Annotated in this window: 12 protein-coding genes; 8 read left to right on the top strand and 4 right to left on the bottom strand. The window is 69.9% G+C overall.

The window, feature by feature from the left end; translation table 11 throughout:
* The first annotated feature begins 73 nt into the window (after positions 1-73).
* The 3 genes from xseA (at position 74) to OOK40_RS27670 (ending at position 2,314) form a co-directional block, all read left to right on the top strand.
* Positions 74-1,282, top strand: a complete 1,209-nt coding sequence (gene xseA, locus OOK40_RS27680; protein ID WP_266487046.1) for an exodeoxyribonuclease VII large subunit — start codon at positions 74-76, stop codon at positions 1,280-1,282.
* Between the two features lie 29 nt (positions 1,283-1,311).
* The gene (locus OOK40_RS27675; RefSeq protein ID WP_266487045.1) at positions 1,312-1,554 is read left to right on the top strand and encodes an exodeoxyribonuclease VII small subunit; all 243 of its coding nucleotides are present in this window, start codon (positions 1,312-1,314) and stop codon (positions 1,552-1,554) included.
* A gap of 169 nt (positions 1,555-1,723) precedes the next feature.
* Positions 1,724-2,314, top strand: coding sequence for a malonic semialdehyde reductase (locus OOK40_RS27670; RefSeq protein ID WP_266487043.1), 591 nt, complete (start codon positions 1,724-1,726; stop codon positions 2,312-2,314).
* 61 nt (positions 2,315-2,375) lie between these two features.
* Here the strand turns inward: OOK40_RS27670 and OOK40_RS27665 are convergent, their stop codons facing one another.
* Complete coding sequence (locus tag OOK40_RS27665; protein ID WP_266487042.1) at positions 2,376-2,900, bottom strand: DUF4245 domain-containing protein; 525 nt, start codon at positions 2,898-2,900, stop codon at positions 2,376-2,378.
* 123 nt (positions 2,901-3,023) lie between these two features.
* Between OOK40_RS27665 and glpX the strand changes: the two genes are divergently transcribed.
* Positions 3,024-4,055: a class II fructose-bisphosphatase gene (gene glpX / locus OOK40_RS27660; RefSeq protein WP_266487041.1), complete on the top strand. Its 1,032-nt coding sequence runs from the start codon at positions 3,024-3,026 to the stop codon at positions 4,053-4,055.
* Positions 4,056-4,139: 84 nt separating this feature from the next.
* Here the strand turns inward: glpX and OOK40_RS27655 are convergent, their stop codons facing one another.
* The gene (locus OOK40_RS27655) at positions 4,140-4,493 is read right to left on the bottom strand and encodes a WhiB family transcriptional regulator (protein WP_266487039.1); all 354 of its coding nucleotides are present in this window, start codon (positions 4,491-4,493) and stop codon (positions 4,140-4,142) included.
* A gap of 152 nt (positions 4,494-4,645) precedes the next feature.
* Entirely contained in the window at positions 4,646-5,305 is a 660-nt protein-coding gene (locus OOK40_RS27650; protein ID WP_266487038.1) for a DUF1707 domain-containing protein, read from the bottom strand.
* Positions 5,306-5,727: 422 nt separating this feature from the next.
* Between OOK40_RS27650 and OOK40_RS27645 the strand changes: the two genes are divergently transcribed.
* Positions 5,728-7,404: a fumarate hydratase gene (locus tag OOK40_RS27645; RefSeq protein ID WP_266487037.1), complete on the top strand. Its 1,677-nt coding sequence runs from the start codon at positions 5,728-5,730 to the stop codon at positions 7,402-7,404.
* 295 nt (positions 7,405-7,699) lie between these two features.
* On the opposite strand, the gene OOK40_RS27640 is transcribed toward OOK40_RS27645, so the two are convergent.
* A complete protein-coding gene (locus OOK40_RS27640; protein ID WP_266487036.1) occupies positions 7,700-9,220 on the bottom strand; it encodes a ricin-type beta-trefoil lectin domain protein in 1,521 nt (506 codons plus the stop codon).
* A gap of 106 nt (positions 9,221-9,326) precedes the next feature.
* Here OOK40_RS27640 and OOK40_RS27635 point away from each other — a divergent pair, with 106 nt between their 5' ends.
* The 3 genes from OOK40_RS27635 (at position 9,327) to OOK40_RS27625 (ending at position 12,018) form a co-directional block, all read left to right on the top strand.
* A complete protein-coding gene (locus OOK40_RS27635) occupies positions 9,327-10,721 on the top strand; it encodes an aspartate ammonia-lyase (protein ID WP_266487034.1) in 1,395 nt (464 codons plus the stop codon).
* 58 nt (positions 10,722-10,779) lie between these two features.
* Positions 10,780-11,484 carry a DUF402 domain-containing protein gene (locus tag OOK40_RS27630; protein ID WP_266487032.1) on the top strand — a complete coding sequence of 235 codons (705 nt, stop codon included), beginning with the start codon at positions 10,780-10,782 and terminating at the stop codon, positions 11,482-11,484.
* 69 nt (positions 11,485-11,553) lie between these two features.
* The gene (locus OOK40_RS27625; RefSeq protein WP_266487030.1) at positions 11,554-12,018 is read left to right on the top strand and encodes a hypothetical protein; all 465 of its coding nucleotides are present in this window, start codon (positions 11,554-11,556) and stop codon (positions 12,016-12,018) included.
* Positions 12,019-12,024 lie beyond the last annotated feature (6 nt).

The raw sequence follows: 12,024 nt of genomic DNA, 5'->3' as shown, positions 1-12,024 counted from the left end.
AGAGATCACCCTCCGCGGGAAGACCGGGCCTGGGGCGGCGGCGTTGTCGTACGCGGCCGATACGCTCGCCCGTATGGCTCTCAACACGTCCGCGGAAGCTCCTCTGCCGGTCGGCGAGGTGTCACGGCTCATCGGCGGGTGGATCGACCGGCTCGGCGCGGTCTGGGTGGAAGGGCAGATCACCCAGCTGTCGCGGCGGCCGGGCGCCGGCGTCGTCTTCATGACGCTGCGCGATCCCTCGTACGACATCTCGGTGGGCGTCACCTGCTTCCGGCAGGTCTTCGACGCGGTCGCCGACGTGGTGTCGGAGGGTGCGCGCGTCGTGGTGTACGCCAAGCCGGAGTGGTACGCGCCGCGGGGGCAGCTGTCGCTGCGTGCCGTGGAGATAAGGCCGGTCGGGATCGGTGAACTGCTGGCGCGCCTTGAGCAGTTGAAGCGGACCCTGGGCGCGGAGGGGCTGTTCGCCCTCGATCGCAAGAAGGCACTGCCGTTCCTGCCGCACCGGGTGGGTCTGGTGTGCGGTCGGGCGTCCGCGGCCGAGCGCGACGTACTGGAGGTGGCGCGGCGCAGATGGCCCGCCGTCCGTTTCGAGGTGCGCAATGTCGCGGTGCAGGGTGTGCACGCGGTGGCCCAGGTCGTCCAGGCGGTCAAGGAGCTGGACGAGCTCCGGGACGTGGACGTGATCATCGTGGCGCGGGGCGGCGGCAGCGTGGAGGATCTGCTGCCGTTCTCGGACGAGCAGCTGGTGCGGGCGGTGTCCGAGTGCCGCACACCGGTGGTGTCGGCGATCGGGCACGAGCCGGACTCGCCGCTGCTGGACCTGGTGGCGGACCTGCGTGCGTCCACGCCGACGGACGCGGCGAAGAAGGTCGTCCCGGACGTGGGCGAGGAGATGGACCGGGTGCGGCAGCTCCGCGACCGCGCGCTGCGCACGGTGCGGGGGCTGATCGACCGCGAGGAGCGCGGTCTCGCCCATGCGCTGGCCCGTCCGTCGATGGAGCATCCGCACCGGATGGTGGACCAGCGCGAGGACGAGGTCGACGCCCTGGTCGCGCGCAGCCGCCGGGTGCTGGGGCATCTCCTGGACCGCGCGGACTCGGAGCTGGCGCACACCCGGGCGCGGGTGCTCTCGCTGTCCCCCGCGGCGACGCTGGAGCGGGGGTACGCGGTGCTGCAGCGCGCGGACGGCGCGGTGGTCCGCTCGCCGGAGGAGGTCACGGCGGGCGACGAGCTGAGGGCGCGGGTCGCCGAGGGCGAGTTCGCGGTACGGGTGTCCGAGTGAGTACGAACGGGGCGAATAGGGTGGGCGGCATGGCAGCCAAGACGGAAGAGAGCACGCTCGGCTACGAGCAGGCGCGGGACGAGCTGATCGAGGTCGTACGCCGCCTGGAGGCGGGTGGCACGACGCTCGAGGAGTCGCTGGCGCTGTGGGAGCGCGGCGAGGAGCTGGCGAAGGTCTGCCGCCACTGGCTGGAGGGCGCCCGCGCGCGCCTCGACGCGGCACTGTCCGAGGGCGAGGACCAGAGCGCGGCGGCCGGCGACACCGAGGACTGAGCAGGCGGCGGCGATCTCGGCGCCGGAGGCACGCTGCCGTCGACGGGGGGCCGCCCGGACCGGTCTGCGCTGTGAGTCGGGTCACTGTCGGGCTGTAGTTGAAATTTAATCTACTGGGGCGCGGTTACACCCGCCGTAAACATCTGCACGCCCCGGAAGGCTCACCCCCATGACGCTCGCCCTTGACTTCGCCGCCCAGGACCTCCTGTTCCGCGATGCCCGCACCGCCAACACGTTCACCGACGAGCCGGTGACCGAGGAGCAGGTCCAGGCGATCTACGACCTCGTGAAGTACGGCCCGACCGCGTTCAACCAGAGCCCGCTGCGCGTCGTCCTCGTCCGCTCCGAGGAGGCCCGCGAGCGTCTGGTGCAGCACATGGCCGAGGGCAACCGGGCGAAGACCGCGTCCGCCCCGCTGGTCGCGATCCTGGCCGCCGACAACGAGTTCCACGAGGAGCTTCCGGCCCTGTTCCCGCACTTCCCGCAGGCCAAGGACATGTTCTACGCGGAGCGCCCGGTCCGCGAGCAGGCCGCCGGCTTCAACGCCGCACTGCAGGCCGCGTACTTCATCGTCGGCGTCCGCGCTGCGGGTCTGGCCGCAGGCCCGATGACCGGCTTCGACTTCGCGGGCGTCCAGAAGGAGTTCCTGGACGGTGACCACACCCCGCTGATGATCGTCAACATCGGCAGGCCGGGGGAGGACGCCTCGCACCCGCGCTCGCCGCGCCTGGCGTACGACGAGGTCGTCACCACCGTCTGAGCCGCCGCACGAAAGGGCCGCGGCACCCGGTTCCGGGTGCGGCGGCCTTTGCCGTATGTCGTCAGGTCTTCTTGGACTCCAGCGCGGCGGCGAAGTGTGCCAGCTGCTCGTAGGACGCCGTGCCCGTCACCACCGTCGTCGAGCCCTTGTCCTCGCGCACCAGCGCGTCGTACTTCGGGCCCTCCCAGCGCTGCCACGTCACGCCCGCGATCTGCTGGGTGCGGCCCGTCTTGGTGGCCTGCTGGCTGACCTGCGGGATGTACTTCCCGGCGGGGGCAGTGGACTGCTCCACGGCGACGTACTGGCCGTCCGGGTCCAGGAAGCCGAGGTGCCAGGCATTGCCGTCGGCCCCCTTGTACGAGACCGAGGTCGGCTTCCACTCCTTGGCCAGGCCCTCCGGGGCCGCCACCGGATACGGCGCCGCGCGCCGTGCCGTCAGCAGCTCGACGCGGTAGTCGACCGCCTTGACCGGGTCCGCCTTCTCGTCGTGCGGAATGAATACATAGATCACTGCGACGACGGCGCCGATCACCGCCATCGACAGCACCATGTCGCGCACCGTCTGTCTGCCTCGCATACCTGCCACGCCCCCATCGTCGCATCAAGGGTGCGTGCTCAAACGTGGCCCCCTCTGCTCAATTTGTCGACGTACAGATAGAGTCGCATCACCCTCTTTTCCGGCCGTCGTCGTACAGAAAGGTGCGCTCCGATGACCGAGCATTCTCTCCCGTCCCAGCTCGAGGTCTCCCCCGAGGCCCCCGACCGCAACCTCGCCCTTGAGCTCGTCCGGGTCACCGAGGCCGCCGCCATGGCCGCGGGCCGGTGGGTCGGCCGCGGCGACAAGAACGGCGCGGACGGCGCGGCAGTCCGTGCGATGCGGACCCTTGTCGCCACCGTTTCGATGAACGGCGTCGTCGTCATCGGCGAGGGCGAGAAGGACGAAGCCCCGATGCTGTACAACGGCGAGCGGGTCGGCGACGGGACCGGCGCCGAGGTCGACATCGCCGTTGACCCGATCGACGGCACCACGCTCAACGCCAAGGGCATGCCGAACGCCATCGCCGTCCTGGCCGCCGCCGACCGCGGCACCATGTTCGACCCGTCCGCGGTCTTCTACATGGACAAGCTGGTCACCGGCCCCGAGGCCGCCGACTTCGTCGACATCAACGCCCCCGTCTCGGTCAACATCCGCCGGGTCGCCAAGGCCAAGAACTCCTCGCCCGAGGACGTCACCGTCGTCATCCTGGACCGCCCCCGCCACGAGGGCATCGTCAAGGAGATCCGCGAGACCGGCGCGCGCATCAAGTTCATCTCGGACGGCGATGTCGCGGGCTCGGTCATGGCCGTACGCGAAGGCACGGGCGTCGACATGCTGATGGGCATCGGCGGTACGCCCGAGGGCATCATCTCCGCCTGCGCCATAAAGTGTCTCGGCGGCACGATCCAGGGCAAGCTCTGGCCCAAGGACGACGCCGAGCGGCAGCGCGCGCTCGACGCCGGTCATGACCTGGACCGGGTGCTGCACACGAACGACCTGGTCAGCGGCGAGAACGTGTTCTTCGTCGCCACCGGCATCACGGACGGCGAGTTGCTGCGCGGCGTGCACTACCGCGCGGAGACCGCCACGACGTCCTCGCTCGTGATGCGCTCCAAGTCCGGCACGATCCGGCAGATCGACTCGACGCACCGGCTGTCCAAGCTGCGCGCGTACAGCGCGATCGACTTCGACCGCGCGAAGTAGTACGCGCGGCAGCGGGAAGGGGCGCCCCATGTGCGGTGGGGCGCCCCTTCCCGTAGGTGCGCGTCTCCGGCGGTGTCGCCCGGATCAGGCCGCCGACGCGGGCTTCTTGACCTCGGCCTCGCGCCGCCTGCGCCGGGCCAGCACCACACGGCGCTCGGCGGCCGTCAGCCCGCCCCACACTCCGTACGGCTCGGGCTGGAGCAGCGCGTGCTCCCGGCACTCGACCATCACCGGACAGCGGGCGCAGACCCGCTTCGCAGCCTCCTCGCGCGACAGCCGCGCGGCCGTCGGCTCCTTCGACGGGGCGAAGAACAGTCCGGCCTCGTCCCGGCGGCACACCGCCTCCGCGTGCCAGGGTCCGGCCTGATCTTCCCGAGCGGGAATCCGCTGGGGCGGAAGGGCGGCCACCTGCAAGGACTGATGCGGCAGTTGCAGCACGGTCTACTCCTGACGACGGCTTCGCGAGCGAGAGACGATGCAGCACTCCCTACCCGCTGTGCGCACTCCTATTCACTGAGTGGCACTGAGGTCCGGGGTACGGAATTGCGGGACGGGCGCTCGCGGCCAAAAAGCGCTCCGGGGCGGAGCCGTCAGCCGAGGTGTTTGCGCAGGCGGTCATGGAGATCGGCGATGAACCGGCCCCGCTTGGGCTTGGCTTCGACATTGCCGAAAACCGAATACCCGTTGACGACGACGACCGGGGCCTCGGGGTCGGCGGCCTCCAGGGTGAGGACGTCGAAGTTGCCGAAGAATCCGGTGCCGCTGCCGCGCAGCGAGATGTTCTCGGGGACGCGGATCTCGACATTGCCGAAAATGGCGGTCGCGTTGATCACGGTCAGCCGCTGCCCGAACAGCGCCTCGGTGAGATCGATTTCGATACTGCCGAAGAGCGAGAAGGCGTTGGTCCGGCGGCCGACGCGCCAGCGGCCCTTGCGGGTGGAGCTGGAGAAGACGGCGACCAGATTCTCGGCCGGTCCGGCGGGCTCGTCGGGCCCGTAGGCGTACGCGGGCGAATCGGGGCGCTTACGGGTCGCGGGCAAGTCCCGGACGAGCGGCTCCAGTTCGCCGAGAGTCTTGGCGCGGTAGACGGCGTCGATCCGCTCGGAGTGCTCCTCGGCGTCCAGCCGGCCCTCGGCCAGGGCATCCCTGAGGATGTCCGCGATCCGGTCGCGGTCGGCATCGGAGGCACGGATGGCGTCGCCGGGATCGGCGGGGGCGACGGGCTTCTGGGAGTGCTTGTCGAGGTCCACGGATTCAGCGTAGCGAAACGCGATAGATCGCGACTAGGGGATGTCTTTTGGATCAGGCCGGATCAGGGAGCGGGGTCTGGTGCGTGCAGCTGCGAGGCGGAGGAGGGAGCCGACGCGGAGCGTCGGCGACTGACGCAACGCGGCATGGGGGCACCTCCCGTGCCCGAAGGGCTACGGGGGAGTGCGTGCCAGGGCACGCGAGCCCGGCAAGATCCGAAAGACATCCCCTCAGGCCTGTCCGGGGTCGGGCGCTCCGACTGCCACCGGGGCTCCGGCCCGGACCACGGACAGGCCCGTTGCGGTTCGGAGGGCGCGGCAGGGCCCCGGGTGAGCCTTACCTCACAGACCGCGGCAGCGAACCGCGTTCTACGCTGGAGGGCGCGCTGCCAATGGAGGCCGCGTCGCTGTCTGCCGAGTGAGGAATGGCCGTAATGCCAGAGTTTGCGTACTCCGATCTGCTCCCGCTGGGAGAGGACGCCACGCCGTACCGGCTCGTGACCGCCGAGGGAGTCTCCACCTTCGAGGCCGACGGCCGTACGTTCCTCAAGGTCGAGCCTGAGGCGCTGCGCAAGCTCGCCGCCGAGGCCATGCACGACATCTCGCACTACCTGCGGCCCGCCCACCTCGCGCAGCTGCGCCGCATCGTCGACGACCCGGAGGCCTCCTCCAACGACAAGTTCGTCGCGCTCGACCTGCTCAAGAACGCCAACATCGCCGCCGCGGGCGTGCTCCCGATGTGCCAGGACACCGGCACGGCGATCGTGATGGGCAAGCGCGGGCAGAACGTCCTGACGCAGGGCGGCGACGAGGGAGCCCTCTCCCACGGCATCTACGACGCGTACACCAAGCTCAACCTGCGCTACTCGCAGATGGCTCCGCTCACCATGTGGGAGGAGAAGAACACCGGCTCCAACCTCCCCGCCCAGATCGAGCTGTACGCCACCGACGGCGGCGCGTACAAGTTCCTCTTCATGGCAAAGGGTGGCGGTTCCGCCAACAAGTCCTTCCTCTACCAGGAGACCAAGGCGGTCCTGAACGAGGCCTCCATGATGAAGTTCCTGGAGGAGAAGATCCGCTCGCTCGGCACCGCCGCGTGCCCGCCGTACCACCTGGCCGTCGTCGTCGGCGGTACGAGCGCCGAGTTCGCCCTGAAGACCGCGAAGTACGCCTCCGCGCACTACCTCGACGAGCTGCCCGCCGAGGGCTCCCCCACCGGCCACGGCTTCCGCGACAAGGAGCTGGAGGAGAAGGTCTTCGAGCTCACCCAGAAGATCGGCATCGGCGCGCAGTTCGGCGGCAAGTACTTCTGTCACGACGTGCGCGTGGTCCGGCTGCCGCGGCACGGTGCCTCGCTGCCCGTCGCGATCGCCGTCTCCTGTTCGGCCGACCGCCAGGCCACCGCGAAGATCACCGCGGAGGGCGTGTTCCTGGAGCAGCTGGAGACCGACCCGGCGCGCTTCCTCCCCGACACGACGGACGAGCACCTCGACGAGGCGGGGGACGTCGTGAAGATCGACCTCAACCGGCCGATGGACGAGGTGCTCGCCGAGCTCACCAAGTACCCGGTCAAGACCCGGCTCTCGCTGACCGGCCCGCTGGTCGTGGCGCGCGACATCGCGCACGCCAAGATCAAGGAACGCCTCGACGCGGGCGAGGAGATGCCGCAGTACCTGAAGGACCACCCCGTCTACTACGCCGGTCCCGCGAAGACGCCCGAGGGCTACGCGTCCGGCTCCTTCGGGCCGACGACGGCGGGTCGTATGGACTCCTACGTCGAGCAGTTCCAGGCGGCGGGCGGCTCGAAGGTCATGCTCGCCAAGGGCAACCGCTCGCAGCAGGTCACGGACGCGTGCGGGGCGCACGGCGGCTTCTACCTCGGCTCGATCGGCGGGCCCGCGGCGCGGCTGGCGCAGGACTGCATCAAAAAGGTCGAGGTCGTGGAGTACGAGGAGCTGGGTATGGAGGCGGTGTGGAGGATCGAGGTGGAGGACTTCCCGGCGTTCATCGTGGTGGACGACAAGGGGAACGACTTCTTCACTGAGCCCGCGCCGGCGCCGACGTTCACGTCGATCCCGGTACGGGGTCCGGGGCTGCGGTAACGCCTGCGGCGGGCCTCGTCCCCTACCCCGCCCTTTCCCGAACTGGGGGCAAGCCCCCAGACCCCTGCGCCCGCTTCGCGGCGCGAACTGGGGGGCTCCGCCCCCGGACCCCCGAATGCGACCTTCGGCCGCATGTCCTCAAACGCCGGACGGGCTGAAATGTGCGGCCCTGCCGCACATCCAGCCCGCCGGCGTTTGAGGCGTGGTCCCGGACACGAAATTCAGCCCCGCGGGGTCCCCCCGGACGAAGTCTGGGGGCGATTGAGGCGCGGGGGTCCGGGGGCAGCGACCCCGGTTAGCCGAAGCGCTGGTTCGGGCCGCCCGTGCACGGCTGCAACCGCACCGCATCCCACGCCGCCGCCACCGTCAGGCACAGGCCCGTCGCCGACGCCGGACGGACCGTCCCGCCCGTGCGGACGAACTGCTGGTTCGCGCCGCCGTGGCAGTTCCACACGATCGCCGCCGTACCGGCCGTATAGCTGCCGCCCGGCACGTCCAGGCACCGGTCCTGCGTCAGCTCCGTGTGCAGCGACCTGCGCGCCTCGTCGTACCACCACCCCTGGTTGCGCCCGCCGTGGCAGTCCCAGCCCGCGACGCCGGTCCCGTTGCGGCTCACCGCACCCGCGACGTCCACGCACGAGCCCGTCGCCTCGTTCCTCAGGGGCCTGTACGCGTCGTCCCACGCCCCCGCGTACAGCGCGGGCTTTCCGCTGGATGCGGCGTCCGCGCAACTCGCCTCGCGCAGACCCGAGTTGTAGAGCTGGGTCAGGCAGGACGCGAAGGCCGCGTGCCCGCGCACATTGGGGTGGAAGGACTGACGGACCGAATTGGAGTCCGGCGGGAAGGGGTTGGACAGGTCGATGTACAGTCCGCGCGCCCAGGTGTCCTCCATGCACACCTCATGGCCGTGGAAGAGCCGGGAGTTGTCCAGGTAGACCGCCCCGGTGGACTGCGCCACCCTGCGCATGCCGCGTTCGAAGGCGGGGACGGCCGTGTTGCGGCCCCAGACGGTGTCGGAGTCGTAGCCCATGCCGCCACAGATCAGCTTGCCGGGGAAGCCGGGGTTGTCGCGGAAGTCCGGGCCGATGGGGCTCGGGTAGCCCATGACGACCAGTTTGTAATCGCCGTCGGCGTAGCCGGCGTCGTGCATCACGGTGCGCAGGTCGCGCACCGTCTGCTCGACCTTGGGGACGAGGCCGTCGACCCGGGCCTGCCAGCCGGGGGCGTACTTCGGCTCGCAGGGGCCCTGGATCAGCACATAGCGCGTGACGCAGTCGGTCATCACGGGGCCGAACTGCAGGTCGTCGTTGGCCCCGGCCACCAACAGCACCATCTTGATGCGGGTGTTGCGCGCCTTGATCGCGAGGTTGTCACTCTGGACCAGTTCGTCGGCGTACTGCTTCGAGCCGCCGATCCTGATGTTGCCCGTGTACGCACCGGAGCAGGAGACGTTGTACGTGACGTCCGCCGCGATGCCCGTACGGTGGATGGCCGCGTCGGGGGAACGGTGGCACCAGTTGTCGGGGCCGTTGGTGCCGGGTTCGTACGTGCCGACGCCCTCGCCGGAGATCTCGCTGTCGCCGAGCGAGATCAGGCCGGTCTTGCGCTCGGCGGGCGGGCGTTCGGCGGGGCTGCCGTAGAGCTTGACGGCCTCGGCCGCGCGGATGGACTCGAGCTCGGGCGGGAGCGGTAAGGACGAGGCCACGCGCGTCTCGTCGGCAGCGGCCTGGGCGGTGGTGGTCATTCCGCCAAGTCCGGCCGCCAGTGCGGCCGCGGCCGCGACCATACAGCGAAGTCTTCGTCTCGTGCGCCTCATTGCGCCTCCCCGGTTTGTCGTTGACTGGGGTATTTACTGGCCGGTAGCGCAGATGGGAATAGGCGGAACAAGACAAGTGCTCATCTTTTCGGGAGGTACGAGAGAGATGCCTGACGCGAACCAGTACCGGATCGAGCACGACTCCATGGGTGAGGTGCGGGTCCCCGCGCACGCCAAGTGGCGGGCCCAGACCCAGCGGGCCGTGGAGAACTTCCCCGTCTCCGGCCAGCGCCTGGAGCGGGCCCATATCGAGGCCCTGGCCCGGATCAAGGCGGCCGCCGCCCTGGTCAACGCCGAACTGGGCGTGCTCGACAAGGACATCGCGGGCGCCGTCGCCGACGCCGCCGCCGAGGTCGCGGACGGCCGCTGGGACGAGCACTTCCCGGTGGACGTCTTCCAGACCGGATCCGGCACGTCCTCGAACATGAACGCCAACGAGGTCATCGCGACGCTCGCCACCGAGCGTCTCGGCCGCGAGGTCCACCCCAACGACCACGTGAACGCCTCCCAGTCGTCCAACGACGTCTTCCCCTCCTCCATCCACATCGCCGCGACGGCGGCCGTGACGCGGGATCTCATCCCGGCGCTGGATCATCTGGCGGCCTCCCTGGAGCGCAAGTCCGCCGAGTTCTCGGACGTCGTCAAGTCGGGCCGTACGCATCTGATGGACGCCACTCCGGTCACGCTGGGCCAGGAGTTCGGCGGCTACGCCGCGCAGATCCGCTACGGCGTGGAACGGCTCGAGTCCGCGCTGCCCCGCCTCGCCGAACTCCCCCTGGGCGGTACGGCGGTGGGCACCGGGATCAACACCCCGCCCGGCTTCTCGGCCGAGGTCATCGCCGAGGTCGCCCGCGCCACCGGGCTGCCGCTGACCGAGGCCCGCAACCACTTCGAGGCGCAGGGCGCGCGTGACGCGCTCGTCGAGACCTCGGGCCAGCTGCGTACCGTCGCCGTCTCGCTCACCAAGATCTCCAACGATCTGCGCTGGATGGCGAGCGGCCCGCGCACCGGACTGGCCGAGATCAACCTCCCCGACCTGCAGCCCGGGTCGTCGATCATGCCCGGCAAGGTCAACCCGGTGATCCCCGAGGCCGTGCTGATGGTCGCGGCCCAGGTCACGGGCAATGACACGACCGTCGCCACCGCCGGCGCCGCCGGGAACTTCGAGCTGAACGTGATGCTCCCGGTGATCGCCAAGAATCTGCTGGAGTCGGTCAGGCTGCTTGCCAACGCTTCCCGGCTGCTGGCGGACCGTACCGTCGACGGCATCACGGCCAATGTCGAGCGGGCCAAGGAGTACGCCGAGTCCTCGCCGTCGGTCGTCACCCCGCTCAACAAGTACATCGGATACGAGGAGGCGGCCAAGGTCGCCAAGAAGTCACTGGCCGAACGCAAGACGATCCGCGAGGTCGTCCTGGAGTCCGGCTATGTGGAGCGTGGAGCGCTGACCGTCGAGCAGCTCGACGAGGCCCTCGACGTGCTGCGTATGACGTATCCGTGACATGACAGCCGTGACCTGGGTCGCAGCAGAACCCCGGCCGTCCTCCTAGGATCTGCTCATGACAGGCATTGAACGCATCGCACGCTGGACGCCCGGGGACCACATCCTCTGGCGCTATCGCGGCCATGCCCCGGACCTGTCGGGCGCCGCCGTCCACATCTGCCGCCCCGTGACCGTCGTGGAGGACACCGAGGAGCTGCTGGCCGTGTGGATGGCGCCCGGCACGGAGTGCGTGAAGCCGGTGCTCGCCGACGGCACGCCGGTCCACCAGGAGCCCCTCGCCACCCGCTACACCGCTCCGCGCACCGTCACCCGCGCCCGCTGGTCCGGCGCGGGCGTGCTGAAGCTGGCGCGGCCCGGGGAGCCGTGGTCGGTGTGGCTCTTCTGGGACCGCGGCTGGCGCTTTCGCAACTGGTACGTCAACCTCGAAGAGCGACGCACGCGTTGGGCGGGCGGTGTCGACTCCGAGGACCACTTCCTGGACATCTCGGTCCACCCGGACCGCAGCTGGCGCTGGCACGACGAGGACGAGTTCGGCCAGGCCCAGCTCGTCGGCCTGATGGACGCGGAGAAGGCGGCGCGGGTGCGGGAGGCGGGCGAGGCGGCCGTGGAGGTCATCAGGGCCTGGGGAGCGCCGTTCCCGGACGGCTGGGAGCACTGGCGGCCCGATCCTTCCTGGCGGGTTCCCGAGCTGCCCGCGGACTGGGACCGGACCCCGGCCAGGCTCGCCTCCGGAGGCCTCACAACACGCCCGTCGGGATGAGAAAGAGGAAACCTGCCTGAAACACTGCGTTGCTAGCTTTTTGATCATCCAGCCGACGGGGGTTCTGCTGTGGCATGGGACGAGTGGGAGCAGCTGAAGGCCAGGGCGGCCGAGCAGGGCACCGCACAGATGCAGCTCAACCAGCTCGACGACGGCAGCGGCGGCAGAGGCGGGCCCGGCACCGGTCAACAGGACGCCACTCTCCAGGTCAACCAGAAGTCGCTCGCGGCCATCGGGGACGAGGCGTTCAAACTCTTCGGCCGACTGGAGAAGGACGCCAAGCACGCCGACGCCGCCAGTGCGTCGGCGGCCGGTTCCATGCGGGAGGACTTCTCCATAGGCGCCGCGCTGGCACATGTGGTCGAGAAGTGGGGCTCCCAGTCTCGCAGCGTCCTGGACGCGTGCGCGCACATCTCGAACCACCTCGAGTACTCGCAGAAGGCCCATCGCAACGATGACGAGCGCGTCCTGAGCGCCATCAGCAGCATCGCCAAGCTGGACGACGGCTTCGACGACAGGGACCGGCGACGATGAGACTCG

This window comes from Streptomyces sp. NBC_01481, assembly GCF_026339995.1.
Classification (GTDB): domain Bacteria; phylum Actinomycetota; class Actinomycetes; order Streptomycetales; family Streptomycetaceae; genus Streptomyces.
This window is presented reverse-complemented; position numbering and strand designations above follow the sequence as displayed.